Origin of the sequence: Euzebyella marina (genome assembly GCF_003687485.1) — a bacterium.
GTDB classification, from domain to species: domain Bacteria; phylum Bacteroidota; class Bacteroidia; order Flavobacteriales; family Flavobacteriaceae; genus Euzebyella; species Euzebyella marina.
On record NZ_CP032050.1, the window covers coordinates 2,812,382 to 2,839,144 of the forward strand.

23 protein-coding genes are annotated in these 26,763 nt (G+C 39.5%); 18 read left to right on the top strand and 5 right to left on the bottom strand.

What is annotated here, in order from left to right:
• Positions 1–148: 148 nt before the first annotated feature.
• From D1013_RS12135 to D1013_RS12150, 4 genes are all read left to right on the top strand, one after another.
• Positions 149–661 (top strand): DUF6155 family protein, encoded by a 513-nt coding sequence (locus D1013_RS12135; protein ID WP_121849083.1) that lies wholly within the window; start codon positions 149–151, stop codon positions 659–661.
• Positions 662–851: 190 nt separating this feature from the next.
• Positions 852–2,363 (top strand): DEAD/DEAH box helicase, encoded by a 1,512-nt coding sequence (locus D1013_RS12140; RefSeq protein ID WP_121849084.1) that lies wholly within the window; start codon positions 852–854, stop codon positions 2,361–2,363.
• A gap of 42 nt (positions 2,364–2,405) precedes the next feature.
• Entirely contained in the window at positions 2,406–3,659 is a 1,254-nt protein-coding gene (locus tag D1013_RS12145; protein WP_121849085.1) for a glycosyltransferase family 4 protein, read from the top strand.
• Between the two features lie 91 nt (positions 3,660–3,750).
• The gene (locus D1013_RS12150) at positions 3,751–4,287 is read left to right on the top strand and encodes a hypothetical protein (RefSeq protein ID WP_121849086.1); all 537 of its coding nucleotides are present in this window, start codon (positions 3,751–3,753) and stop codon (positions 4,285–4,287) included.
• Between the two features lie 11 nt (positions 4,288–4,298).
• Here the strand turns inward: D1013_RS12150 and D1013_RS12155 are convergent, their stop codons facing one another.
• Positions 4,299–6,944 (bottom strand): PAS domain S-box protein, encoded by a 2,646-nt coding sequence (locus D1013_RS12155; protein WP_121849087.1) that lies wholly within the window; start codon positions 6,942–6,944, stop codon positions 4,299–4,301.
• A gap of 306 nt (positions 6,945–7,250) precedes the next feature.
• Here D1013_RS12155 and D1013_RS12160 point away from each other — a divergent pair, with 306 nt between their 5' ends.
• Complete coding sequence (locus D1013_RS12160; RefSeq protein WP_192466543.1) at positions 7,251–8,093, top strand: 1,4-dihydroxy-2-naphthoyl-CoA synthase; 843 nt, start codon at positions 7,251–7,253, stop codon at positions 8,091–8,093.
• A gap of 183 nt (positions 8,094–8,276) precedes the next feature.
• On the opposite strand, the gene D1013_RS12165 is transcribed toward D1013_RS12160, so the two are convergent.
• Positions 8,277–9,629 (bottom strand): serine hydrolase domain-containing protein, encoded by a 1,353-nt coding sequence (locus D1013_RS12165; protein WP_121849088.1) that lies wholly within the window; start codon positions 9,627–9,629, stop codon positions 8,277–8,279.
• Between the two features lie 89 nt (positions 9,630–9,718).
• Here D1013_RS12165 and D1013_RS12170 point away from each other — a divergent pair, with 89 nt between their 5' ends.
• Genes D1013_RS12170 through D1013_RS12190 form a run of 5 tightly spaced genes read left to right on the top strand, consistent with a single transcriptional unit; the run spans position 9,719 to position 14,832 of the window.
• Positions 9,719–10,690: a 2-hydroxyacid dehydrogenase gene (locus D1013_RS12170; RefSeq protein ID WP_121849089.1), complete on the top strand. Its 972-nt coding sequence runs from the start codon at positions 9,719–9,721 to the stop codon at positions 10,688–10,690.
• Positions 10,691–10,750: 60 nt separating this feature from the next.
• Complete coding sequence (locus tag D1013_RS12175; RefSeq protein WP_121849090.1) at positions 10,751–12,268, top strand: FG-GAP repeat domain-containing protein; 1,518 nt, start codon at positions 10,751–10,753, stop codon at positions 12,266–12,268.
• A 31-nt stretch (positions 12,269–12,299) separates the two neighbouring features.
• Entirely contained in the window at positions 12,300–12,689 is a 390-nt protein-coding gene (locus D1013_RS12180) for a 3D domain-containing protein (RefSeq protein WP_317125471.1), read from the top strand.
• Position 12,690: 1 nt separating this feature from the next.
• The gene (locus D1013_RS12185; protein ID WP_121849091.1) at positions 12,691–13,353 is read left to right on the top strand and encodes a peptidoglycan recognition protein family protein; all 663 of its coding nucleotides are present in this window, start codon (positions 12,691–12,693) and stop codon (positions 13,351–13,353) included.
• Between the two features lie 6 nt (positions 13,354–13,359).
• Complete coding sequence (locus D1013_RS12190; protein ID WP_121849092.1) at positions 13,360–14,832, top strand: M14 family metallopeptidase; 1,473 nt, start codon at positions 13,360–13,362, stop codon at positions 14,830–14,832.
• On the opposite strand, the gene D1013_RS20380 is transcribed toward D1013_RS12190, so the two are convergent.
• The 3 genes from D1013_RS20380 to D1013_RS12200 all read right to left on the bottom strand — a co-directional run bounded on the left by D1013_RS20380 (position 14,833) and on the right by D1013_RS12200 (position 17,339).
• A complete protein-coding gene (locus D1013_RS20380; protein WP_162987895.1) occupies positions 14,833–15,000 on the bottom strand; it encodes a hypothetical protein in 168 nt (55 codons plus the stop codon).
• 208 nt (positions 15,001–15,208) lie between these two features.
• On the bottom strand, positions 15,209–16,036 hold the full coding sequence (locus D1013_RS12195; protein ID WP_121849093.1) for an OmpA/MotB family protein: 828 nt from the start codon (positions 16,034–16,036) through the stop codon (positions 15,209–15,211).
• Positions 16,037–16,247: 211 nt separating this feature from the next.
• A complete protein-coding gene (locus D1013_RS12200) occupies positions 16,248–17,339 on the bottom strand; it encodes a vWA domain-containing protein (protein WP_121849094.1) in 1,092 nt (363 codons plus the stop codon).
• 134 nt (positions 17,340–17,473) lie between these two features.
• On the opposite strand from D1013_RS12200, the gene D1013_RS12205 reads away from it, so the two are divergent.
• The 8 genes from D1013_RS12205 (at position 17,474) to D1013_RS12240 (ending at position 26,746) form a co-directional block, all read left to right on the top strand.
• Entirely contained in the window at positions 17,474–19,678 is a 2,205-nt protein-coding gene (locus D1013_RS12205; RefSeq protein WP_121849095.1) for a DUF5916 domain-containing protein, read from the top strand.
• Between the two features lie 107 nt (positions 19,679–19,785).
• A complete protein-coding gene (locus D1013_RS12210; protein ID WP_121850716.1) occupies positions 19,786–20,247 on the top strand; it encodes a (2Fe-2S)-binding protein in 462 nt (153 codons plus the stop codon).
• A 43-nt stretch (positions 20,248–20,290) separates the two neighbouring features.
• A complete protein-coding gene (locus tag D1013_RS12215; protein ID WP_121849096.1) occupies positions 20,291–22,525 on the top strand; it encodes a xanthine dehydrogenase family protein molybdopterin-binding subunit in 2,235 nt (744 codons plus the stop codon).
• 67 nt (positions 22,526–22,592) lie between these two features.
• Positions 22,593–23,651 (top strand): XdhC family protein, encoded by a 1,059-nt coding sequence (locus tag D1013_RS12220; RefSeq protein WP_317125472.1) that lies wholly within the window; start codon positions 22,593–22,595, stop codon positions 23,649–23,651.
• The gene (locus tag D1013_RS12225; protein ID WP_121849097.1) at positions 23,651–24,259 is read left to right on the top strand and encodes a nucleotidyltransferase family protein; all 609 of its coding nucleotides are present in this window, start codon (positions 23,651–23,653) and stop codon (positions 24,257–24,259) included. The genes D1013_RS12220 and D1013_RS12225 overlap by 1 nt, the downstream gene beginning before the upstream one ends.
• On the top strand, positions 24,260–25,348 hold the full coding sequence (locus D1013_RS12230; RefSeq protein WP_121849098.1) for an amidohydrolase family protein: 1,089 nt from the start codon (positions 24,260–24,262) through the stop codon (positions 25,346–25,348).
• Positions 25,349–25,469: 121 nt separating this feature from the next.
• On the top strand, positions 25,470–26,483 hold the full coding sequence (locus D1013_RS12235; RefSeq protein WP_121849099.1) for a M4 family metallopeptidase: 1,014 nt from the start codon (positions 25,470–25,472) through the stop codon (positions 26,481–26,483).
• Positions 26,483–26,746 carry a hypothetical protein gene (locus D1013_RS12240; RefSeq protein WP_121849100.1) on the top strand — a complete coding sequence of 88 codons (264 nt, stop codon included), beginning with the start codon at positions 26,483–26,485 and terminating at the stop codon, positions 26,744–26,746. The genes D1013_RS12235 and D1013_RS12240 overlap by 1 nt, the downstream gene beginning before the upstream one ends.
• The last annotated feature ends 17 nt before the right edge of the window (positions 26,747–26,763 follow it).

Below are 26,763 nucleotides of genomic sequence, written 5' to 3' on the forward strand. Positions count from 1 at the left end.
CTACAAGTTCTCAGTATACACTTTTATTTGTTCTTTTCCAAAAGTTTGTCAGTATTATTATACAATATTTATGAGAAGTTTAAGATTTGAATTCCGCACGCTATTAGAACAGCAGTAATACCTTATTTTTGCCGAGAACCCGTAAAATATGAGTAAAAGAGACCTTAAAAAGTACCTTCGAGAATTACCAAAACCGGCTTTAGAAGAGCAATTGCTCGATTTATATGTAAGATTTCCCGAGGTCAAAACCTACTACGATTTCATATTCAACCCTAAAGAGGACAAACTTGTACAAGAGGCAAAAACTAAAATTGGGAATGAATATTTTCCTATTAAACGAAGAAAGCCAAAAGCCCGTCGTTCGGTCGCCCACAAATTCATAAAACACTTTCTCAAATTAGGCGTTGAGCCAGTTTTGTTGGCAGATGTGATGTTGTACAACATTGAAATTGCCCAATTGTTCGCCAAAGAAAAAAATGTAAACGAGGCATTTTATAAAAGTATGCTCAAATCGTTTGAAGAAAGTCTTCATTTTATATCAATCAATGCGTTATTACCCGATTTAAAAGAGCGTATCTTAAAAATTTATCAAGAGACTCAAGAAAGTAACTGGCCTTTTGCCGAGGGGTTTTCCCGTGCTTTGGATGTGATTGATTATTAAGGCAGTATATATCTTTACCACCCCAAAATTCATTCTTCAAGCAGTCCTGTTTTTCTTTTATAACGCTTTGCATTTGGGGCTTTCCGAAAGATAAATTTCATCCTAGCGCAATTTTCCTTTAGTTTTGCAAATTGAGGTTTGAGCGAAATCTTGAGAAAAACGACCTATAAATTTTAATACGGCCACCTACTTGGAAGTACAATCAGACAAAACCGAGAAAAAGCTCTATGACTATCAGATTCAGGATCTTCATAAGATTTTTGAACATCTTGAAAGTGATAATGAAAAAGGCAACCTACTTTATCAACTGCCCACTGGCGGCGGTAAGACTGTAGTCTTTTCAGAAATTGCCAGAAGGTATATTGAAAAGACCGGAAAGAAAGTAGTTGTTCTGACCCACAGAATAGAACTAAGTTCACAAACCTCTAGAATGCTAGAGGGTTTTGGGGTGAAAAATAAAATTATCAATAGTGAGGTCAAAGAACTGACCGACCAAGATAATTTTATGTGTTTCGTTGCAATGGTCGAGACATTGAACAACAGGCTGCAAGAAGAAAAGGTTGAAATAAAGAATATCGGCCTGGTTATCATCGATGAAGCGCATTACAATTCATTTCGAAAGTTGTTTAAATACTTCAGAAAATCGACGATTTTAGGGGTAACGGCAACACCTTTGAGCTCGAATATCAAACTTCCTATGAAAGACAATTATCAAAAGTTAATTGTAGGGGAGTCGATTTCTTCTTTGATCAAAAAGAATTTTTTGGCAAAGGCCAATGTTTACAATTATGATGTCGGTCTTCAAAGTTTAAAACTAGGTATCAGTGGTGACTATACGGTCAAATCTTCAGATGAGCTGTACAGTAACCACAACATGCTTACTAAGCTTATTTCCGCTTATAAGGATATCGCCGAAGGAACCAAAACCCTGATATTCAACAACGGTATCAATACTTCGCATTATGTCTATGAAACCTTCAAAAAAGCCGGGTATAATATTCGTCACTTAGACAACAAAAACACGGCAAGCGAACGGAAAGAAATTTTAGACTGGTTCTCGAACACACCTGATGCCATTCTTACCTCGGTAAGTATCTTGACCACCGGTTTTGACGAACCTTCGGTAGAAACTATCATTTTGAACAGGGCTACACGTTCGTTAACCCTTTATTTTCAGATGATAGGGCGGGGCAGTCGTATTCTTTCCAATAAGGATGAGTTTACTGTTGTAGATTTAGGTAACAATGTGGCCAGGTTTGGCCTGTGGGATGCCCCAATTGATTGGCAAGAAATATTTCATTTTCCTGATTTTTATTTGGAAAACATCAAGAACGATGAGGAAATCGAACGCGATTTCGTTTATGAAATGCCTCCAGAGCTTAGAGATAAGTTCAGTAAATCTGAAGATATTACCTTCGATATAAAAGCGGAATATAAAAGCGTTTTTGCTCAAGGTCTCAAATCAAAAATTGTTATTCAGCGAAGCATTGACCAACATGCCAAGATTTGTGTCGAAAATGCAGAAGATGTGTTTGACGCCCGAATCCTGGCCAAAGAGTTGAAAGACGAGATTGCCTATCGTGTAAGGCAATATTCATACTGCATCATGAATAACACCAAGAACTACAAAGAGTGGTTAGAAGAAGATTATGAGCGTAAGCTACGATCGGCCATTTCTAGAATGTTTGCAGAAAAAATGTAGTGGCCCCTTCATCGAAGTATTAGGTTGACTTAAAACGAGGTAATGCAAAAGACCAAAATACTGATTATTGGTTTTACCTGGCCTGAGCCCGCCACTACTGCGGCAGGTAATCGCATGTATGAGTTGTTGAACTTCTTTTTAGAAGAACAGCATCACATTACCTTCGCAAGTACCGCCAATAAAACCGATTTCTCCCTTAATTTGGAAAAATTCGGCATTGATGAACAACAAATCATTCTCAACGATTCTAGCTTCGACCTTTTCGTCAAGAAACTAAACCCTGATATTGTGCTTTTTGATCGTTATTTGACCGAAGAACAATTTGGTTGGCGAGTGCAAGAGCAGGTGCCCAATGCCCTACGTATTCTTGATACTGAAGACCTTCATTCCCTTCGTACAGTTAGACAATCAAGCCATAAAAAACAACGGCCTTTTGCTTTAGATGATTGGCTTACCCACGATATGACGAAGAGAGAAATAGCAAGTATTTTTCGATGCGACCTTTCCCTTATAATCAGTTCTTTTGAAATGGATCTTTTGGTAAATAAGCTTAAAATACCGCCAGAACTTTTACTACACCTGCCTTTTATGGTCGACATGAAAAAGAATTTAAATGCCATTAAGCTTCCTTTTGAAAACAGAAATCATTTTATCTGTATGGGCAACGGTCAGCACCAACCAAATGTTGACGCCCTTATTTGGCTTAAGAAGGAAATCTGGCCTCTTCTAAAAAAAGAATTGCCAAAAGCTGAACTTCACATATATGGGGCCTATTTAAAACAACAGATTCAAGAAATGCATAATGAAAAGCTGGGATTCTTAATTAAGGGCTGGGCCCAAAATGCCCAAGAAACCATGCAGCGCTATAAAGTGTGTTTGGCGCCGTTAAGATTTGGCGCAGGTATTAAGGGCAAATTGCTTTTAAGCATGCAGGCCGGCACACCAAGCGTTACTACCACGATTGGTGCCGAAGGTATGCACGGCCAATTGGCTTGGGGCGGATCTGTTGCAAACACGGCAAATGACATAGCCAACGAGTCTATAAGGCATTTTCTTGATAGTACCTGCTGGCAGGAAAGTCAGAAAAACGGATTTACTATTTTAAAAGCATGGTATGATAAAGAAATGCTACAGAATAGACTTCGAAATTGCTTAACCCATTTATCAAAAAATCTTAAGGAGCACCGTTCACAAAATTTTATTGGGGCCATGTTAAATTATCAGACCATGCAGGCAACTAAATATATGTCGAAATGGATTGAAGAAAAGTCTTCTCGCAATCAATCCCATAAGTAGTTGAACCTTAAAAACTAATTGTGTTCAAATTTTTGGTCGAAAAACTATATCTTGGGTGGTAAACACTAAATAACCATTAACACCCTTGAAAATGAAAAACTTAAATTTATTTACGATTGCCCTCTTTTTTTTAATAACTAGCCAAAGCTCTTTAGCTCAAACAACAGATATTGGTGTTATCGATAGTGCCTCCGTAGTCGATAAACGCTTAAAATTTGGATGCGGGTTCGGATTAAGTTTTGTCGGCGGTACCAACATAGGGTTAGCCCCAAATTTAATGTATGCTGTAAGTGAAAAGGTAAGTGTTGGTGCAGGCCTGCAAGGAAATTACACTTCAATAAAAGATGTACAGAGCACGACCACATTCGGTGCAAATGTCATCACTCAATATAATCCTATTCAGCGCTTGACTACCTTGATAGAATTTGCCGAGTTGAATGTAAATACAAAGAAAGAAGAGGTCACTGGCGAGATTAAAGACAGTTTTTGGGAGTCTATTCTATTTATTGGCGCAGGACTCAATATAACGGACAAAATCGCTCTTGGTGTCAAGTATAATGTACTATACAAAGATGATGAAAGTGTATATACAAGCCCCGTAATCCCCTTTGTGAATATCACCTTTTAGAGGGTGAAGGTTTAATTTTCGTTATCGAAAACTTTTAGCTTTTTGAGATATACATCAAATGTGGTGCCCCTGTCGACCTGACTTATGGCTTTAATAGTACCACCTAAGGCCTCTATTTGAGATTTGGTCATAAATAGTCCGACGCCTTTTGCCTGCGGATGGTTATGAAAAACTTTGTTCATTCTAAACAGCTGTTTTCCATACTTATCCATATCAATGCCTAAACCATTATCCTTGAAAGACAGTTTAATCTTATCTCCGACCAACTTAGAACTTACCTTTATTTTTGGCTTACGGTCAGGACTTCTATATTTTATGGCATTACTGATCATGTTCTGAAAAAGGCTATCAAGATAGATTTGGTTATAAACAATGGTATCTACCGCAGAAAAATCCATGATAATCTCTGCTTGACTATCTTCGATTTCGGCTGTCAATATCTCTTTGATCTTATGCAAAGTTTCGCTCAGCTTCAGTTTCTCCCTTTTTACCGGCTCACCTGTCTGCACTTTCAATGTGTCGACCAATGTATCTAAGGTTTGTGTCAAGTGCTCGGTTACTTTCTCAAACTTTTCAAAAAGCATCTTTTTTTCGTCATCCGTCTTAACCATTTTATAAACACTCAGAAGACCATTAAGGTTATTTACGGGAGAACGTAAATTGTGGGTTGTTATATGGGAAAAATCTTCTAGCTGATTGTTCTGCGATTTCAGCTCATTGGCCAAGGCTTCTAGCTTCTCATTAGAAGCAAGTATTTTTTCTTCGGCCTGTTTTTCTTTGGTAACATCGCGGGCAATCCAAGAACAAAGAATGCTATCTTCATTATTAATTGGGCCTACGGTTACTTTTACCGGTATTTCTTTGCCTTTTTTCGATGTCATGAACAGGTCTTCGCCGATATCGATATGCTGCACCTTGGGAGTATTGAAAAATGCCTGCCTTATCATTTTGCCCTTGTCATGAAACCTGGTCGGTATCAGCATTTTTATACTATTACCTATCAACTCTTGGCTTGAGTATCCAAATAGCCGTTGCGCCTCGTTATTTACCATCTCAATGGTAGAGTCTTGATTCAAAATAAAATTGGGGTAGGGGGCCGAGTCGATAATATTTCTAATTCTGGCCTCTTCTTTATACTGTTTGGTTATGTCTTGGCAAACGCCCACTATTTCCTCAACTTCGCCTTGCTCATTTTTGTATACCGTCTCATTTATTTTAATGGTTTTGACGGTACCATCGGCCAATATTATTCGATGAATAAAGTCGCCATATGTTCCATTTGATTCTATCTTCTTCTTATGGTCATTTAAAATTCCTCGATCATCGGGGTGCACATAACTTAGCATTTCTTCAAAAGTAACCTTACCATCTTCAGGTTTCATACCATACATGGCCAAAAGGTTTTTTGACCAAGTGGCGTATTTATCACCTGGTTTTAGATGCCAGTGTCCCATTTGCGCCTCCCTTTCGGCAAGACTTAGCAAATCATTGTTCTTTATTATCTGATTCTCAAAGTTCTTTTGTTCCGTAATGTCTTGAAAGATGCCCAAGATTTCCTTGATTTCATTTGAATCATCTTCATAGACTTCACCCGTAACCATGAGAGTTCTAACATCATTATTACCCAATATGATACGAAAGACCAATTGGTCTAATTTCTTTTCTTTCAGTGCTCGAATTCGGTATTTCTCAACCCTCTCGGCATCTTTAGGGTGAACAAATTGAAGAAGAGTCTGTATGGGAGCTTTTTCATCTTCAAATTCAATACCGAATAGTCTAAAAAGATTCCACGAACCCAAAATATAATTGGTTCCATTTTGCCAAAACCAATGCCCCATATTGGCTTTCTGCTCTGCAACATTAAGTAAGTGGTTTTTTCGAAGTATTTCGTTTTCAAATTTCTTCTGTTCGGTAACATCTTGAGATATTCCGAGAACATTAACTACTCTACCTTCCGAATCGGTATTAACTTCACCTATAACCTTGATAAATCTAATCTCGTCATCAATAATCACCCGATGTGTAAAACTTCGGTAGCTCTTGGTTTGCATGGTGATAGCCAAGCTTGCCTGAACATCGACCATATCTTCAGGGTGTACATCTTTGAGAAGCGTGTCAAGGGTAACTTTTGATCCTTTTTTAATTCCTAAAAGTTCACACATATTGTCGGAACAAGTGGCCAAATTTGTCTTTCGATCCCATAACCAATGTCCCAATTGTGCTTTTCTCTGGGCAACATTGAACAACTGATTTTTTTGAAGTAAATCACGTTCCAGTTTTTTCTGATGGGTGATATCAAGCGTAAGACCTTTGACTTGAAGGCAGCGGTCGTCTTCAAAGACAGCAGAAGCCGCCAAAATAACCCAGATGTAGTTGTTTTTTGGGGTTTTTAGGGGGACAATCTCGCAAAATGAACCTCCGTCTTCAATTATCCTGCTTAATTCATCATTAATGGTATCCTTATCGGATTCATTGACATAGAAAATATCTGTCTTATCTAAAGAAAGTCGAGAATTTTCAGGAATTTCAAGAATGTTACAGGTCACATCATCCAAAGTAGAGGTCATAGATTCAAAATCTAAATACCAATGACCAATTTTGGCGACGGAATAAGGATCGTTCTCTGTCAGATATGGGCTTTTCTGATTTTCTTTCACGTTTAACTGTTCTTGAAAGATGGGTTAGATGTTCCTACAAAAATATTTAACATTCAAAAAGAAAACTTGCACAAAGTTAGTACTTTACACCTTAAATATCAGTAATATTAGGCAATTTAACAAAAATATTTTTTTAACAGTATAAATCTTATTAAGAATTTATACCTACTTAAAATGTAAGAATAATAATATTAATTTTAATTAAAAATACAGAACGTTATATTTCAAACGTTAGAGTTCAACTTGTTACTTTAGGACATATTCACTTTAAAATAGTTTATTTTGCAATTGATTAAATAAAAAAATATGTCCGTAATAAATTGGGAAACAGCTATAGAATTCGAAGATATCACTTATAAAAAGTGTAATGGGGTAGCAAGAATAGCGTTTAACCGGCCGAATGTTAGAAATGCTTTTAGGCCGAAAACGACCAGTGAACTTTATAAGGCTTTTTATGACGCTCAGGAAGATACCTCCATCGGTGTTGTTCTCTTATCCGCTGAGGGGCCTTCTACAAAAGATGGCATTTATTCTTTCTGTAGTGGTGGTGACCAAAAGGCTAGGGGAGAACAAGGTTATGTCGGCGACGATGGTATGCACCGTTTGAACATTCTTGAAGTACAGCGTCAAATTCGTTTTATGCCCAAAGTTGTAATCGCCGTCGTACCAGGATGGGCAGTGGGTGGCGGCCATAGTCTTCATGTGGTTTGCGATATGACCTTAGCCAGTAAGGAACACGCCATTTTTAAGCAAACGGATGCTGATGTAACCAGTTTTGATGCAGGATATGGCTCTGCCTATTTGGCGAAGATGGTAGGTCAGAAAAAAGCCCGTGAAATCTTTTTCTTAGGCAGAAATTATTCGGCACAGGAAGCTTATGAAATGGGAATGGTCAATGCCGTGGTACCCCACGAAGATTTAGAGGCAACTGCTTATGAATGGGCCCAAGAGATATTGCAAAAATCACCGACAAGTATTAAAATGCTCAAATTTGCTATGAACCTCACCGATGACGGCATGGTAGGGCAGCAAGTATTTGCCGGTGAAGCAACCCGTTTGGCATATGGCACCGAAGAAGCGAAAGAGGGAAGAAATGCCTTCTTGGAAAAAAGAAAACCGGATTTCGGTAAAAATAAATGGATCCCTTAAAAAGGGTTGCTCACGAGTAGAAATAAAAAAAGCCTTCCTGCCGGGAAGGCTTTTTAATTGAGAACACACTATATGAAAAAATTAACTCCTGCTGAATTATGATATAAACATACAGCCGTTTGGCCTTAACATGAAATCTTTGTTGTCAGTCAAGGCACAGTTGTTGTCAATTTCTCTTTTTAGCTATTTTAAGCCAGAATTATCAGTTGAAGGAAAGGCAGCCAATACGTCTTTAAGAAAGGTGTTAATATTGAAATCAGGCTCTTCAGCCAATCCGGTTCTGACTATGACCAAATCTTTAGATGGAATAATAAAAACTCGCTGCCCTTGATATCCATTTGCTGAATACATGTCCTTTGGCACATCAGGGTATTTACCTTCTGCATTCAGCCAAAAGTGCCCCCCATAAGTGCCGTCGGAATGGGCGGTAGGGGTGGTTATGTAGTCGACCCATTGTCTATCGAAGAGATGCTGGCCATTCCATTCCCCCTCATTTAGGTACAGAATACCAAATTTTGCCCAGTCCCTGGTATTGGCCCATGCATATGAAGACCCTACGTAATTGCCGGCCTGATCAGTTTCTATAATCATTGAGTTCATGCCTATCTTGTCTATTAAAGCGGAATAGGGAAAGTCGAGATAAGCCTGTTGGGTTTCAAAATGGTCCCGAAGAATACCTGAAAGTAAGTTCGAGGTACCTGAAGAATAATTCCATATTTCTGTGGGCTTGGCAATGGCAGGTTTCTGCGCTTGGCCCAAAGTCATATCCGTATCTAAGAACAGCATACGTGTCACATCTGAAATTGATGAATAATCTTCTTCCCATTCCAACCCACTTTGCATTCGCAGCAGATGGTTGATGGTAATTTCTTTTCGCTCATCGGTTTTCCAATCTTCTATTGGCGCTGGTAGGTTCAAATCTATTTTATCTTGATATTCTAAAATACCGTATAGCGTGGCCAAAACACTTTTGGTCATACTCCAACCCAGCACCGGGGTTTCCGCATTAAATCCATCCACATAACGTTCTGCCACCATCTGATTTTTGTAGTTTACCAATACTGTTCGTGTTTTTTGAACCTCTGGTCTAGAAAATGCACTGTCTAAAGCCTTGTTTAATAATTGATAATCTACCTCGGGGAAAATGGTATCTTTTGGTTCTTTATTACCGTAAGGAAATGGGAGTTGAGCGGTAGATTTACTTCTAGAGGGAATTCTATAAGAGGCTTTCTCATCAAAATCATCATTGACCAAAATGCAACCGATACCTTCGAAGCAAACAGATGTACGTTGCATTAATCCGAATACGGATGCTTCGGCACTGGTTTCATTTGAGCTAACCTCTGCCAATTTGATCAAAGGAACGTTATTGTCATTAGCGTTGACCGATTCTGCACTGCGATGGGCCAAGAAAACGGTGGAGGCCATGTTCTTGGCGGCATAGCCCGATATAATATTTAGTTTGGGGTATTGGGTATAGATGACAATGGCCAAAATAATTAATACGGCCAAAAGAACTCTTTTTGCTATTTTCATTGAATCAAAGTAATGGTGAGGGTCTTTCTCTGAAAGTAAAAATAAAAGAATTTAGATTGCCGTACTTTCACAAACCTAAAATTAAATAAATGCATGTATTTGTCAGTTTGAATATTCCCGATTCGGGTATTGATTTAATGAAAGAGCAGGGTATCAAAGTAACCAAGTGGACTGAGGACATGCCCATGAGTCAAGAACAGTTTGTCGACCACATGTCACAGTTTGATGCCCTTTTGAGTACATCAAATTTTAAAATCGATGCAGAATTTTTAAAAAAGAACCAACACCTTCAAATAATTTCACAATACGCCGTCGGTTATGATAATATCGACATAAAGGCTGCGACCGATTTAGGTATTCCAGTAGGTAATGCCCCCGACTCAATGACCGATGCCACTGCGGATACTGCATTTTTATTGATGCTCGCAACTTCTCGTAAATTTCTTTTTCATCACAAACGAATCGCCAAAGGAGATTGGAAGCATTTTCAACCAAAATCAAATTTGGGTATAGAACTTAAGAACAAAACATTGGGCATTTTTGGCCTTGGCCGAATTGGTCTAGAGTTTGCCAAACGATGCCAAGGCGCTTACAATATGAATATCATTTACTTTAACCGAAGCCATAATCAAGGAGCGGAAGAACTATTGGGTGCCAAGAAAGTTAGTTTTGAAGAACTATTGACCGCTAGTGATGTTATCTCTGCGCATTGTGCCCTTACTGATGAGACACGCCATACCTTCAATAAGTCTGCATTCGAAAAAATGAAAAGTACGGCCATTTTCATTAACACATCTCGCGGAGCAGTACACCAGGAATCCGATTTGACCGATGCATTAAAAAACGGACATATATGGGGAGCCGGACTTGATGTGACCGACCCCGAACCAATGAACCCCTCTAACCCCTTATTGAATATGGAAAACGTCTCAATTTCACCTCACATAGGATCTGCTACGCAAGAAGCCAGAAACAGAATGTCGATTTACGCAGCAGAAAATATTATAGCCAAGTACAAAGGGGAAAAAATTCCTTATTTAATTAACAAAGAGGTGAAATAAGGCCTAAAGTATCTTTTTGTCGATAGTTGAAATTAGTCAAGTTCATTTTTAGTAGCACGTATGCTTTTAAATGTATTCATAAGATCGTTTTTAGTTATAGGAATCACTCTTTTCATAGGATGCGCGCCTAATAAAAAGGATAGACAGGTAGCGCTTTTCGACTCGTATTGCGCTTCTTGCCACATGGCACCTGATATTAATTCATTGCCAAAACATTTATGGAAAAACAAAGTACTGCCTGAAATGGCCGCAAGAATGGGCATACGAGATTCTACCAATAATCCATTTAAAGGAGTGTCTCTGGTAGAACAAGGCGAAATATTGAAAACAGGTGTATATCCGTCAAATCCCATTATTGCTATGGAAGATTGGAAAATTCTTGAAGAATACATTCTGAATAATGCACCAGATTCATTAAGCTCTTATCCTACAAGGCCTCTAGCGGAAGTTAAACAATTTCAGACCAAGACTTTAGCGATAGACAGTATAGAAGGAAGCAATATTTCCTATCTGAAGATTGATCAAAATAACCAGAAAATCTTAGCGGGAAGCCTTCAGGGTCAACTGTTAAGGTATGATTATGCCCTTTCAGAACTAGAACCTGTCATTAAAGCAGCTAGTACCATCACAGACTACACTCAAAAATCTGATAATACCTACCTGACCACTATTGGCTTTCTGTTACCTTCCGAGATAGCCTCCGGAGCCTTGGGAATAAAAAATGGGGAAATCATCAAATCACTGCCCCAAAAGCTTCATAGACCCGTTCATACGTTAATACATGATTTTGATAAAGATGGTATTGATGAAATTGTTGTGAGTGAATTTGGCGATTTAAAAGGACAATTGGCACTTTGGAAAAAAAATGCTGATGGCCACTTTATTGAACAAGTGCTGCTAAATCAGCCAGGCGTTATAAAAACAGAGGCAAGAGATATAAACAATGACGGTAAAGATGATTTAATTGCAGTTACCTCACAAGGGGAAGAAGGAATTACTATTTTATATCAAACGGAAGAAATGAAATTTAGACCAGAGCAGGTTTTAAGATTTCCTCCCAATTATGGTACTAGCTGGTTTGAAACGTTGGATTTTGACAAAGATGGCGACCTAGATATTATAACCGCTCATGGCGATAATGCCGATGAAACCTACACCATGAAACCGTATCACGGGTTAAGAATTCATTTAAATGATGGGCTCAATCATTTTGAAGAATCCTTTTTCTACCCCTTGAACGGCTGCACCAGGTTCTTGAGTGGCGATTTTGACCAAGACGGCGATGAAGATTTGGCGCTGTTGTCTACCTTCCCCGATTATGAAAATCATCCACATGAAACTTTTATCTATCTTGAAAATAGAAATACCAAGACATTTGATTTTAAAAGTTATAGATTGGCGGATCCCAATCTAGGCCGATGGTTTTTATTGGATAGCGGCGATATTGACCATGATGGTGATATTGATATTGTCTTAGGCTCGTTGACTTATGTCTATAGTCCCATCCCCAAAGAACTTCAGGAACGATGGAAAAATGAAAACGTCGATTTATTGATTTTAGAAAATATGTTGAATTGATTTGATAAAACTTAAAAACATATCGTCAATCTTGCTGGTCCTTACCTTTATATCTTGTGGAACTGCGGACAAGAATTATATTTGGAAAACCAGAGAAGTTACGGTTTCGGCCTATAATTCAACAAGAGCTCAAACCGATGGCCAGCCAAATATTGCGGCTTGGGGCGATACTTTGAAACCAGGTATTAAATCAATAGCCGTATCGAGAGATTTGATACCCATTGGTTTTGAATACAACACTCAAGTTAAGATTACAGGGTTTGAAGGCATTTACTTGGTCAAAGATAAAATGCACTACCGATGGAGAAATAAGATTGACGTGTATATGGGGCTAGATGTTGAAAAAGCCCGCGAATGGGGTCGCAAAAAACTAAAAGTTCACTATCGAGTTAAAAAAGACAGTCTGCCAAATACCAAATAATATGAACAAATATTTTTTACCTTCTTTATTTTTCTTGCTGTTTTTCATCAGCTGTGCGACACCCAAGCGAATTGTAGACAAGCCGATAGTTTTTGATGAAGAACGATTGCAATTGACATCTGAATATCTATTGAACAGATATGGTATTGACAAGGAAGAGCCGACCATTGAACCGAAAATGATTGTACTTCATTGGACGGCCATTCCCACTTTCGAGGGTTCATTCGATGCGTTTAAAGAAAGTAAATTACCGAATTGGAGACCGGATATCAAAAATGTAAGTGGACTTAACGTCTCGAGTCATTTCTTGGTCGACCAAGATGGAACTATATATCGCTTGATGCCCGAAGATATTATGGGACGGCATGTTATCGGGCTTAACCATGTTGCCCTGGGTGTTGAAAACGTAGGAGGAACCGAAGATACCCCTTTGACCGAAGCTCAGCTAAAAGCAAATATTTGGTTGGTAAAGTATTTAGCTGAAAAATACGATATCGACTATTTAATCGGGCATTATGAGTATACCAACTTTGAAGGCCATCCGTTGTGGCTGGAGGTCGATGAAAGCTACCGAACTAAAAAAACCGACCCAGGCGAAGACTTTATGGCAAAAGTAAGGGCTGCTACCAAAAAATTTAATTTTAAACCTGTACCCAATAAATAGACATAAATGAAATTGATTATCCTACTTTTTCTTGTGATAACGTTTACCACAGCTAACGCTCAAAACATCGATATCACAGAATCACTTTATGAAACCTACGAAAAATATAAAGAAACCGAATTGGGAAAAAGAAGAATCAAGCATGCCCAATTACAACCGCTGATTGAAAAATACAGAACCAAGGCAGGTTTTAAGGTCACCAAAGTAGGGAAGTCTATCGAAGGCAAAAGTTTAAATTTAATAAGTATTGGAGAAGGAGATACCTCGGTTTTTCTGTGGTCTCAAATGCATGGTGACGAGCCTACCGCCACGCAAGCCATATTCGATATTTTTAATTTTTTGGATAGCCCTGATTTCACCGCTGAAAAACAACGAATACTAAGCAATTGCACTCTTCACTTTCTTCCTATGCTCAACCCTGATGGTGCTGAAGTGTTTCAACGCAGAAATAGATTAGGAATTGATATTAATAGAGATGCTCTTCGTCTGCAATCTCCCGAAGGGAGAACCCTGAAAAAAGTGAGGGATAGTCTAGATGCCGATTTCGGTTTCAACCTTCACGATCAAAGTACCTACTATAATGCTGAAAGAACAGAAAAACCTGCCACTATTTCGTACTTGGCACCGGCCTATAATTACGAGAAAGAAGTCAATGAGGTACGTGCGAACGCTATGAAGGTCATCGTATTTATGAACGATATTATTCAAAAATATGCTCCGGGACAGGTAGGGAGATATAATGATGATTTTGAACCTCGAGCTTTCGGAGATAATATTCAAAAATGGGGCACCAGTGCCATTCTCATCGAATCTGGCGGGTATCCTGAAGATGTTGAAAAGCAGGAAATCAGAAAATTGAACTATGTCTCGATTCTGTCGGCCATTTATACCATCGCCAATAAAAGTTACCAAAACATTCCTATTGAAAGGTATGAAGAGATTCCTGAAAATGACCGAAAGCTTTTCGATTTGAAAATTGCCAATGCCACCTACAACCTTCTAGGAAAGGAGTATATTTTAGATGTTGCTGCCAACAGGCTAGAAGTAGACAAAGAAAAGCATAACGATTTTTGGTACAGCAGCAGAATTCTTGAGCAGGGTGATCTTTCTACCTACTACGGGTATGAAACGCTTGATGCTACCGGTTTGGAAATTGTTGCCGGTAAGGTCTATACCGAAACCCTTTCAAGTATGGATCAATTAAAATCGCTTGACCTAAAAAAAATGTTAGAGTCTGGCTACACTTATGTTCGCGTAAAAGATATCCCCAAAGAGAAGTTATCTTCCCCCGTTCCCATTCATATTATAGGGGATAAGACCAAATTACCGGATTTCAGAATGGAAATAGGCGTTAATCCTACCTTCCTTCTAAAAAAAGGCAATGAAATCAAATATGCCGTAATCAACGGATTTTTGATTGACTTTGCTAATTACAAAGAAACTTCCCAAAAGGTAAAAAATGCGATGATTTATAGGTAATCAATACGAAAACCTAACAATCATATCTGAGCCTTGCGACAACAGAAAGTAATAAGTCAACATTACGATAGACGCAATGGCTAAAAATAGTGTCAAAGTGAGCGCTTGGTACCATTTCGGCATACCTTGCAATGCGCTGTTTTCAATAATAGTGTTCAATACATCCATAATTTTGCTTTTTAGTTAAATAGCATTACGGTTTAGGATGTAGGTTTTTTCAATTTAGATATAGGGTTCTTTATGCATTAAACAACTTATTTCACGCAAACCCTAACTAAAATTCTTGTTTTCGATGAACCGCAAGAAAAAAGGGAGAACCGTCAAGTTCTCCCTTTTCCCAGATTATTAACACTGGTTTTAAACCAATTTTATGCAATTATAAGGTTTCTGCATCTAATAATGCAAAAAATTTGTCCAAATTTGGAAGAATTACAATTTTAGTACGGCGATTTTTTGCCATATTCTCTCTAGAATCGTTCTCTACTAGCGGTAAATAGCTACTTCTACCGGCAGCAATCATTTTGGCAGGATCAACGTTATACTTGCTTTGAAGGATGTCAACAACAGAAGTAGCACGCTTGACACTAAGATCCCAGTTATTACGGAACATCGCTGTATTAATGCTACGAGAATCGGTATGACCTTCTACCATTACTTCCATCGCAGGTTCTGAATTGATTACGTCGGCAAGCTTAGACAGAATTTTATTGGCCTTGCTGCTCACACGGTAACTACCGCTATTAAAAAGTAATTTATCTGAAATATTGATCATCACGACTGTCTTGTCAATATTCACATCTACATCTTCTTCATCGTCAGAAATAGATTTTTTCAAATTGTAGGAAATAGCCAAGTTCATTGAATCTTGAAGGGTTTTAGCCTCTGCTAACTTAGCCGGGTCAACATTTTTAAGTGTAGCCCTCATTTTTTTCTTTGTGTTGTTACTCATTACCGCAACATCATCAACTGTAGTATATTGGCTATCGTTGACTTCTTTTAGGGAACTGATTTTTTGGTTGTATTCGGTAACTCTGGCTTCAATCTTGGCCATTTTAGCCTCTAATTCTTCTTTTTCAACCTGAGTTTTCGTCAGTGCACTTTGGGTTTCAGAAAGGTTGGTTTCCAATGCAGTGTATTTCTTTTTAGAAACACAAGATGCCATCAAGGCTATTGAAAGTGTACCGACAATAATTGATTTCTTCATTTTGTAAAATTTAAATTATATGGTTCTAATTCATCTTAACATACGCTTCAAGTACGTTTTTCAGATGTTAAAGAGGTATTAACACACCTAATTTAAATGGATTCAAAAATCAATAAAAGGTTGTTATTAAGTAATTTGAACAAGATAAATTAATGAATAAAAAAAGTGCCCAAGTGGGCACTTTCTATTAAAATCATATATTTTCTTGCTGTTATTCGCAACCGCCAGTAAACCCGTTGGCACTGAACTTCGTTTGAACTGCACCTTGCAAACTACCGGTCTTAACTTGAATGGCTAGATTGTTATCACCACTGCCATCTCTTTTAGGGCTGCAGTATTCGAACAGGTAAAAACTATTGGCCCTTTCAGATACCAGATCCGAAATATCATTAAAGGTAGTTTCAAGTTCATCTTTGTTTCCTGCAAAAACGCTGGACGTCTTACCTAAATCTGTTAACACCTGTGTATCGATTTCTTCACCCAATCCGATAGTGAAGAAAGAAATATTAGGGTCAGCATTATCAACACGTTTTTGGGCATCTTCTTGGGTATAGCGTGATGCCTGATCCGTACCATCGGTAAAGATAACTACGGAAGCAGCACCTATTTTCTCTCCCTTGGTACTTTCAACCAATAGTTCAGAAGCTCTTTCGGTAGATTTAATGACGGCTCCATATAAATCGGTTGAAGGGTCGTTGCTAATATCTTCTGTAATACCTTGCACAGCGGCGGTTAACTCTTCTTTCGACGGAGTTAGAGGGTTCAACTCATGTAACTCTTTCTCTCCATCAAACCAGTAAATGGCCATTTTAAAAGATTCTTGGGTAGTTGCCGGCATCACATTGTTAATGAAACTGATACTCGCACTTTTAAGCTCTTCTAAACTGCTGCTCAAAACACTGTTACTCAAATCGAGCACCAAAAGAGTATTGTTACTAAATATCTGTGAATTTGGCGATATTCTTGCTTTCGACTCTGAAGTAGAAATGGTATTGAAACATTCATCGTTTCTACCTTGCTCGTAAATGGTAAACTGTTCAGCATTCAAACCGGAAACAGGGTTGCCATTGCTATCGGAAACTTTAAAGAATATAGACACCTTTCCCGGTAGGGTAGTGTACTGGTCTTGTATTGAAAGTACAAGGTCATTTTCTCCCAGATCGAGGCAGTCATCTACTGGCTTACCTTGCCCGAGTCCGTCGCCATTAGGTAAAGCAAAATTCACGTCATCATCAGCATTCCCGCATGAATTCAAGGCAATTACCGACAAAAATAAAAGGAGAAGTTTGTAGGAGGATTTCATTTTCTAAATTTTATGGTTCAACCATCAGAACGGCGAAAATCAATATAAAGTATGGCAATTCAAAAAAATAATGTTAAACATTGTTAACACTAAAGCCCCTGAATTTTGTAGCTTACACCACCAATTAAACCAAAATGACCCCAACCAACCCATTGCGAAGAAACGTTCTTCGCCTAACACCCTTATTTTGCCTTTTACTGACCAATTTTATCGTTCAAGGCCAAAAGAAAAATGCCGATTACCGACTTCATATCTCTAAACTCGTATCACCTGTAATTATTGATGGAAAAGGTGATGACGAAGCTTGGAAATATACCAACGTAGCCAAAGACTTTTTTATGGTCTTGCCTATGGATGATGGCAAGGCCAATGAGCAATCCGAAATTCGCATGGCCTATGACGAAGAGAATATATACCTATTGGCCACTTTTTATCACGGAAAAAAAGGCGCTTATACCGTAGAATCTTTGAGACGTGATTTCAGTTTTGGTAAAAATGATAATTTTCTGCTCTTTTTAGATCCCTTCAACAATCAAACTACCGGATTTTCTTTTGGGGCCAATGCCTATGGAGCCCAATGGGATGGTACCATGTACAATGGCGGAAGTGTTGATTTGAACTGGGATAGTAAATGGGTTTCGGAAACCACTCGTGATGAAGAAAAATGGGTTTTTGAAATGGCATTGCCGTTCAAATCGATAAGATATGAAGATGGCGTTTCTGAATGGGGTATCAACTTTAGTCGGTTAGATCTCAAATCAAGTGAAAAATCTAGCTGGACACCCATTGCAAGACAATTCCCCACGGCATCGTTGGCCTTGGCCGGCACTTTAGTTTGGGATACACCACCACCTTCCCCAGGTGTGAATTTTTCTCTGATTCCGTATGTTTTAGGTAACGTAAGTGAAGATTTAGAAAATGATGCCGATACCGATTATGACGTAAAGGTGGGGGGCGATGTGAAGTTCAGCCTAACATCTTCCCTGAATCTTGATTTAACGGTAAATCCTGATTTCTCACAGGTAGAGGTTGACCGTCAAGTAACCAATTTAGACCGTTTTGAACTCTTTTTCCCCGAGAAAAGGCAGTTCTTCCTAGAAAATGGCGATCTCTTTGCCAATTTCGGTTACGAAACCATTAGACCTTTCTTTTCGAGAAGAATTGGTTTAGGTGTTCCCATACATGCCGGGGCTCGTGTAAGTGGTAATCTGAATGAAAAATGGAGGCTAGGACTTATGGATATGCAAACGGCCAGTGTGGAAGAAACAGGCCTGCCAGCCCATAATTTTGGCGTGCTGTCTTTACAGAGAAAAGTATTCAGTCGATCAAGTATAGGTCTCATGTTCGTCAATAAGCAAGCGACCTATTACCCGCAAGAAAACGATTCAGTGAAGGCAATTCACCCTGAATTCAACAGAAATTTAGGCTTAGAATACAATTTGGCCTCTTCAGACAACTTATGGAACGGAAAAGCCTTTCTTCTCAAATCATTCTCGCCCGATGGAGAGAATAGGGGAGTAACCCAAGCGGCACACTTAGAATATAGAAGCCGTAAATGGAGCTGGCGTATTCAAGAAGAATGGGTATCTGATAATTACACGGCAGAAGTAGGTTATGTGCCACGAAACGGATATGTGAATTTTAATGGTTATTTGGGATACTTGTTTTTTCCAAAATCAGAAAAAATTGTTAGTCATGGTCCTCGAATTAATAGCAGTTATTATTTCAATGAAGATTTTTACAGAACTGACAATACCAGTTATCTACAGTATTTTCTAAACTTTAGAAACCGTGCCGAGTTCATGGTCTTTGTTTCTGACGACCATGTAGAACTGCTCTCACCATTTGATCCAACTCGATTAGGTATCGCCGACTTAGATACCGGCACAAAACATCAATGGAATGCGATAGGATGGGAGTATGTTTCAAAGCCTCAAAGTCTTTTTACCTACAGTTTGGCAGGTAGGTTCGGTGGGTATTACTTAGATGGAAATAGAACCAATATTTCTACTGAATTGGGCTATCGTTTTCAACCCTATGTTAGTTTAAGTGCCAGTTTAGACTATAACTATATTGAACTTCCTGCCCCTTGGAAAACCAATGAATTCTGGCTGATCGGTTCAGAAGTCGATATCACTTTTACCAATAAACTCTTTTTTGCCAATTTGTTTCAGTACAATGAGCAGACCAAAAATTTTAACCTTAACTCGAGGTTTCAATGGCGCTATAGTCCTGCTTCCGATTTGTTCCTTGTATACACTAACAATTATTTCATTGAACCTTTTGAGGGTCGAAACTGGGCACTCACGCTAAAATTCAACTACTGGTTCAATCGATGAGAGCTTTCATAAATTTGGTTTAACAAATTGTTAAAAGGCCTTAATCGTCTCTGATTTTTGGTAACTTGTTAACAACTAATCCAATGACTCCTAAAAAATCTATCTATATGCCAACGTATCAACTAAACGTAAATGGTAAAGTTCATTCTGTAGAAGCAAGCGACAATACCCCATTACTTTGGGTGCTTCGCGATGAATTGAATATGGTGGGCACTAAATTCGGCTGTGGTATAGCCCAATGTGGTGCTTGTACCGTTCACCTCGAAGGCAATGCGGTAAGAAGCTGCTCTTTACCGGTCTCCACAGTAGGTGAGAAAAAAATAACTACCATTGAAGGACTTTCAGAGGATGGTTCTCACCCTGTACAGGAAGCCTGGAAGGAAATTGATGTTCCTCAATGTGGTTATTGCCAGGCGGGTCAAATTATGACAGCTACCGCTTTTTTGGCTAAGAATCCCAATCCTTCCGATGAGGAAATCAAAGATGCCATGCACGGCAATATTTGTCGATGTGCTACTTATAACCGTATTCATAAGGCGGTATCAACAGCCGCCAAAAAAATGGTTTAACTCCTGTCATAATTAATTCAAACATCAACAAAACAAACTGAACATGTCTTCAACTTCGAATAATATAAAATTCAATCGTAGGGCTTTCTTACGAACCTCTTCTTTGGCAAGCGGTGGCCTATTAATAGGTTTTAATCTTTTCACCGCCTGTAGACCCGAGGCAAAACCTCCGGTAAACTTGGCCGACTTGAACTATTCCGATTTCAATGCCTTTATCAAAATTGCCAAGAATGGGGCTGTAACCATTTTTTCTCCCAACCCAGAGATTGGTCAAGGGGTCAAAACATCGATGCCCATGATTATAGCCGAAGAACTTGATCTACCTTGGAATATGGTGTATGTAGAACAAGGGCACTTAGATACCAAAAATTATACACGGCAAGTTGCTGGCGGTAGTCAAAGTATCCGATTTGGCTGGGATGCCCTTCGACAGACGGGAGCGACTGCGAAGCAAATGCTCATTAATGCCGCCGCAGACAAATGGGGCGTTGATGCAAGTGAAATAAAAGCCAGTGAAGGTATAATCACGAATGCTGCAGGTGAAACACTTGGTTACGGAGATGTGGTAGAAGAGGCTGCTAAACTGGAAGTTCCCGAAAATGTGGCATTAAAAGACCCAAAGGATTATAAAATCATTGGAACCGATCAGGTCAACGTTGATATTGATAAAATAATTACGGGACAACCTCTTTTCGGCCTCGATTACAAGGTTGATGGTATGGTCTATGCTTCCGTACTGAGACCGCCTGCCTTTGGTCAGGAACTGGTTTCCTTTGATGCTTCTGCCGCCAAGGAAGTTCTTGGGGTGATCGATGTCATAGAAATAGGCGAAAAGGCCAAATCATTATTAAGTAAGGAAGAAATCAATTGGACGGCTCAATTAAGCGGTACGGGCAAAGTGGTCGTTATCGCAAAGAATACTTGGGCCGCTCTCGAAGGTAAAAAAGCGCTCAAAGCCGAATGGAAAGAGGCTTCCCCCTTAGAAAGCACCGACTTTCATGATAAAAAGCTGAACGAACTACTTGATGGAAAGGAATTCGCGACCTTAAGAAAAGACGGTGATGTAGAAAAAGCGTTCTCACAAGCCGATAAGGTGTTAGAGAGAACATACGAATCACCTTTTCTGCCTCACAATTGTATGGAACCAATGAACTTCTTTGCTAATATAACCGATGACGAGATTCATTTGGCAGGGCCGATTCAAACTCCCGAAGATGCTGCCATTACCGTTGCCGAGCTATTGGGTAGGGATGTTACCGACATTAAGGTTGAAATGACTCGAATGGGCGGTGGGTTCGGTCGTAGGTTATACGGCGACTTTGTCTATGAGGTGGCCGAAATTGCAGATAAGATTAGAAAGCCGGTCAAAATGATTTCTTCTCGGGAAGACGATATGACTACAGGGGTTTATAGACCAGCCATAAAATACCGCATTAAAGCGGCCATAAAAGATGGCCAGTTAACGGGATATCAGCTAAAGGAAGCCGCCATCAATGGGAACATGTACGGATTGATTCCGAACTTCTTTCCCGCGGGTGCGGTAGAAAACTATCAAGTTGATGTTGCCAATTATACTAGCAACATAACAACTGGTGCGTGGCGTGCCCCGTATACGAACTTTTTGGCCTATGCAGAGCAAAGTTTTTTTGATGAACTGGCCGAAGAAATGGATGCGGATAAGATTCAATTGAGACTCGATTTACTGGAAAAAGTTAAAGGCACTACTGATGAGCGTATACAATATTCTCCGGAAAGGCTTCAAGGGGTCATTAAGATGGCTGTTGATAAATCGGGGTGGGGTAGTGCGCCCGAAGGCACCTATCAGGGCTTTGTTGCCTATTATTGCCATAATACCCATGTAGCCGAAGTTGCCGATGTTCAAATACAAAACGGCCTTCCTGTGGTAAAAAAAGTAACCTGTGTGGTCGATTGCGGTATAGTGGTGAACCGAACCGGAGCCATTAATCAGGTAGAAGGTGGCGTGGTAGACGGTATCGGTCATAGTATGTATGGCAATTACGCTTTTAACAAAGGAGTGCCAGAAGCTTCAAATTATGACAAGTATCGCTTGATACGCATGAAAGAGGCTCCCGTTGTTGAAACCTACTTCATTGAGAATGAACTGAGTCCAACAGGTTTGGGTGAACCAACATTGCCTCCAGCAGGGGGTGCCGTGGCCAATGCCTTAAAGGCTGCGACCGGAAAAAGAGTGTACAAGCAACCATTTATGCTTGATAAGGAAATTTGGAAAGTTACCGAAAAGCCCGTCTTAGGTTAGGTAATTTCTTTATATTCCTAAGGAAACTTAGATAGACTAGAAAAGTATGTTCGTGACCTAAATGGTAATGAATATACTTTTTGAGGTTTGGTCATTAATGAAATCAATTTTACGCATGACACATGAGCTAAAAACGATAGTGAATGCCTATAAAATGGCTAAAGAAGCCAACAGCGAATGCGTTTTGGCAACTGTAGTTGCATTAGACGGTTCTTCTTACCGGCGGCCAGGCGTTCGAATGCTTATTACCCGAACCGGCCAAATGATCGGAGCCGTGAGTGGGGGTTGCGTAGAAAAAGAAATTTTGAGACAGGCACAAACGGTATTTGAAAGTGGTATCCCGAAAATGATGACCTACGACGGTCGATACCGTCTGGGTTGCGAGGGTGTACTCTACATTTTGATTGAGCCCTTTATACCAAGCAATGAAACCCTTGCGACTTTCGACGATTTTCTAATTGCACGAAGAAGTTTTATAATCAGGGCAGCCTTTGATAAGGAAGAGAGAGAAAACAATGCGTTCGGTTCTTCTTTTGTTTTTGAAAATGAGTTTATGGGCTTAAGGCCGAATTTCAAAATGAATGAAAACAAAGATACATTCGAGCAAACAATGAATCCCTGTTTCAAATTGATCATTATAGGAGCTGAACACGATGCCGTACAATTGTGTTCCTATGCTGGTTTGACTGGCTGGGAAGTCACTATAATCGCCTCGGCTTCCGAACAAAAGAGTAAAGACGATTTTCCCGGGGCCGATAAGTTCATGACGGTCGAACCGGAAATGCTGTCTTTAGAGAATATTGATGACCAAACAGCAGTCGTTCTTATGACTCACAGCTATGTACGTGATTTAAAATACCTTTTGGCAATTAAAGAAACCCGCCCTATCTATCTCGGGCTGTTAGGTCCGGCCAATCGTAGGGAGCGATTGTTGGACGAGTTTATGGAGTACTACCCAGAAGTTAGCGACGAATTCTTTGACGCTATTTACGGCCCTGCGGGACTGAACATTGGGGCTGAAAGTGCTCAAGAAATCGCAGTATCCATTTTATCGGAAATACTTTCAGTTGTGCGAGATAAAAAACCGATGATGTTGAAGAACAAATCAGGTAGAATACATAGTTAATGAGCGATAGCCTTGAGCATATTGTCATCGTTATATTGGCCGCGGGCTCATCATCAAGAATGGGCGAACCAAAACAACTGCTTCCCTATAACCATACTACATTACTCGGAAACGCCATCGAACAGGCAAAAAAATCCGATGCACAAAAAATAGTATTGGTTTTGGGTGCCAATGCACAACTCATAGAAGAGGCACATAAAAGTGCAGAAGTAGAGTTCGTAATCAATCCTGATTGGGAAAATGGAATGGGAAGCTCAATTGCGGTAGCTGTAAATCATCTTTTGAACAACACAGGAGAGGTATACGGAATTCTTTTTATGCTGGCCGATCAGCCCTTGGTAGATTATGAGCACCTCAATAAATTAATTACTAAATTTAAAAGCGTATCCGAGTCGATAATTGCTTCCGAGTATGAAAAAAGAGCAGGAGTACCCGCAATTTTTAGTAAATCATACTATTCACAATTGTCCAAATTGGGCGCAAGGGCAGGTGCGCAGACCATTATCGAACTGAATATGAAGGAAGTGGCTACCGTAAAGTTGGGAAAAAAGTCCATTGATATTGATACCAAAGAAGAGTACCGAAACCTGTTGGAAAATAAATTATAGATGACAAAAACCTTCACTACCAGCTTAGTATTACTTCTCACCACGGCAATCGGCATCAGTCAAGAAATGGGTTTTGAAGATTACAACCCCAAGTCGACACTCATAGTTCCCGAACATAAAATTGAACAAGCCAAGTACCCTTTTATAGACATCCACAGTCATCAAAGAAATATGTCTGAACAACGGCTATTGGAGCTTGCAGCAGATATGGACCGTCTGAACGAGGCCATTATGGTCAATTTAAGTGGCGGGAATGGTGAAGGATTAAAGGAAAGCCAAAACAATATTGATAAAACATTCCCTAACAGATTTGTCCTTTTTGCCAACATCAATTTTGATGGAATTGGTAAAGAAGGATGGACTGAACGAGCTGTGACACAACTGGAAAACGATGTGAAAAATGGTGCAAAAGGCTTAAAAATTTTTAAAAGTCTCGGTCTTCGTTACAATGATACCAATGGCAATCGAGTTTCCGTCGATGATACCCGTCTTGACCCTATTTGGAGTATGTGCGGCGAATTGGGAATACCTGTTCTTATACATTCTGCCGACCCCAAATCTTTTTGGGATCCGATGACAAGCGATAATGAACGCTGGCTAGAATTAAAAACACACCCAAGGAGAATGCGAACCGATTCTGACCCTGCCCCTTGGCAACAAATTATAGATGAACAACATCGAATGTTCAAAAAGCACCCAAAGACAAAGTTTATTAATGCCCACATGGGTTGGTATGCCAACGACCTTCAAAAACTAGGAGGTCTTTTAGATGACATTCCTAATATGTACGTAGGCATAGCGGCCGTTATTGCCGAGCTGGGCAGACAACCACAAAACGCCCGTGCGTTTTTCATTAAGTACCAAGACCGAATACTTTTCGGTAAAGATAGCTGGCAACCTAAGGAGTTTCCTACCTATTTCAGGGTTTTAGAGAGCGATGATGAGTATTTTCCATATTACAAAAAGTATCATGCTTTTTGGGCTATGTACGGCCTGAACCTGCCCGATGAAGTCTTGAAAAAGGTATACTACAAGAATGCACTTGGCCTTATTCCTGGTCTAGATAACAGTCTCTTTCCAAAAGATTGAATTTCCTCTTGTCTAAAAAAACTCAAGCTTGTTAAATATTTAGCAAAGGGTTAACGACATTTATTTGTCCGCTTTTTAAAAAGAGTCGAAATTGTAGTACGATTACCCTAAATCATACATCATGTGCCAAGAGAAATGTTTTATTGTGCCACCCCACATATTGGAGGAACTTGCCAAAAGAGGAAATAAAAGCTGTAAAAGAACTTTAAACGACACTGGCCGCATTTTAGAGCGTAGACAAACCGCGCTGAACCATTTATTGGTTCGAGAACAGGAAGATGGAGCAGCAAATCGCCTTGTCTATGATTGTCAAAATAAATATCAGCAACGGGTAGAACTGGTAATGAACGAGGGCGACCAACCAACTGATGATGAAGTGGCCAATCTGGCTTATGACGGATCGGGTTTTGTTCGCGATTATTTTCAACAGACTTTCGGACTTAATTCCGTTGATGGAAACGGTATAGACATCATCTCAAACATACATTATGGCGAAAACTATAATAATGCCTATTGGGATGGAGACGAAATGACCTATGGAGATGGAGATGGCAAAGAATTCACCAATTTCGCCGGAGCAATTGATGTCGTAGCACACGAGATTGCCCATGGCGTTACCCAATTTTTGGCCAATTTGGAATACTACGGACAATCGGGTGCTCTAAACGAACATTTTTCAGATGTATTCGGCACAGTTATCAAGCAAAAGTATTTGGATCAAGATATTGAGGATGCTGATTGGTTGATCGGTGATTTGGTGGTTACTGAAGAATTTCCCGGTATAGCCATAAGATCAATGAAAGCCCCAGGTACGGCCAATGACTTTGATACTCAACCCGACCATATGGATAATTACTATAGTGGTACGGCCGACAATCAAGGGGTGCATATCAATTCAGGTATACCGAATAAGGCCTTTTATTTGAGTTGTTTAGAAATAGGTATCGATGACTGCGCCCTTATTTGGTTCGAAACGCTCAAATCACTTTGGCGAACTGCCAATTTTAATGATATGGTTGAAACCCTGATTAGTGTTGCCCAGAATTTATCCAGCGAAGGAAGGGTCAATGAGCAATCGGTAGACGCTATATCAAAAAGTTTTTCATCAGTCGGTTTAACCCCAATCGTTGTGTAATGAAATATAAGATTGAAATATCAGGTGGTTTCACGGGAATACCTAAGTTTTATGAAGGGGAGAGGCATTTGAATGAAATTCAGAAAGAGAAGCTGCTGGATTTGTTGAAAACCTCGAATAGCAAAAATTCTCCCATTCGAGACGGGCAGAAGTATTCATTTCTTTTCACTGAGGGGCAAGACATCTATACTGCCGAATTTGGGGAGAACAACCTTCCTTCGGAGCTCAGGCAAATTATGGATAGCATTATACATGCAGACTAATCATCAAGAAAGCCTGA

Excerpts from the sequence above, each read along its gene's own strand:
- D1013_RS12220 (WP_317125472.1), top strand. The coding sequence starts at position 22,593 with ATGAATATACTTTTTGAGGTTTGGTCATTAATGAAATCAATTTTACGC.
- D1013_RS12230 (WP_121849098.1), top strand. The coding sequence starts at position 24,260 with ATGACAAAAACCTTCACTACCAGCTTAGTATTACTTCTCACCACGGCA.
- D1013_RS12210 (WP_121850716.1), top strand. The coding sequence starts at position 19,786 with ATGCCAACGTATCAACTAAACGTAAATGGTAAAGTTCATTCTGTAGAA.
- D1013_RS12170 (WP_121849089.1), top strand. The coding sequence starts at position 9,719 with ATGCATGTATTTGTCAGTTTGAATATTCCCGATTCGGGTATTGATTTA.
- D1013_RS20380 (WP_162987895.1), bottom strand. The coding sequence starts at position 15,000 with ATGGATGTATTGAACACTATTATTGAAAACAGCGCATTGCAAGGTATG.
- D1013_RS12145 (WP_121849085.1), top strand. The coding sequence starts at position 2,406 with ATGCAAAAGACCAAAATACTGATTATTGGTTTTACCTGGCCTGAGCCC.
- D1013_RS12150 (WP_121849086.1), top strand. The coding sequence starts at position 3,751 with ATGAAAAACTTAAATTTATTTACGATTGCCCTCTTTTTTTTAATAACT.
- D1013_RS12215 (WP_121849096.1), top strand. The coding sequence starts at position 20,291 with ATGTCTTCAACTTCGAATAATATAAAATTCAATCGTAGGGCTTTCTTA.
- D1013_RS12165 (WP_121849088.1), bottom strand. The coding sequence starts at position 9,629 with ATGAAAATAGCAAAAAGAGTTCTTTTGGCCGTATTAATTATTTTGGCC.
- D1013_RS12235 (WP_121849099.1), top strand. The coding sequence starts at position 25,470 with ATGTGCCAAGAGAAATGTTTTATTGTGCCACCCCACATATTGGAGGAA.
- D1013_RS12200 (WP_121849094.1), bottom strand. The coding sequence starts at position 17,339 with ATGAAATCCTCCTACAAACTTCTCCTTTTATTTTTGTCGGTAATTGCC.
- D1013_RS12225 (WP_121849097.1), top strand. The coding sequence starts at position 23,651 with ATGAGCGATAGCCTTGAGCATATTGTCATCGTTATATTGGCCGCGGGC.
- D1013_RS12185 (WP_121849091.1), top strand. The coding sequence starts at position 12,691 with ATGAACAAATATTTTTTACCTTCTTTATTTTTCTTGCTGTTTTTCATC.
- D1013_RS12190 (WP_121849092.1), top strand. The coding sequence starts at position 13,360 with ATGAAATTGATTATCCTACTTTTTCTTGTGATAACGTTTACCACAGCT.
- D1013_RS12175 (WP_121849090.1), top strand. The coding sequence starts at position 10,751 with ATGCTTTTAAATGTATTCATAAGATCGTTTTTAGTTATAGGAATCACT.
- D1013_RS12135 (WP_121849083.1), top strand. The coding sequence starts at position 149 with ATGAGTAAAAGAGACCTTAAAAAGTACCTTCGAGAATTACCAAAACCG.
- D1013_RS12195 (WP_121849093.1), bottom strand. The coding sequence starts at position 16,036 with ATGAAGAAATCAATTATTGTCGGTACACTTTCAATAGCCTTGATGGCA.
- D1013_RS12240 (WP_121849100.1), top strand. The coding sequence starts at position 26,483 with ATGAAATATAAGATTGAAATATCAGGTGGTTTCACGGGAATACCTAAG.
- D1013_RS12160 (WP_192466543.1), top strand. The coding sequence starts at position 7,251 with ATGTCCGTAATAAATTGGGAAACAGCTATAGAATTCGAAGATATCACT.
- D1013_RS12205 (WP_121849095.1), top strand. The coding sequence starts at position 17,474 with ATGACCCCAACCAACCCATTGCGAAGAAACGTTCTTCGCCTAACACCC.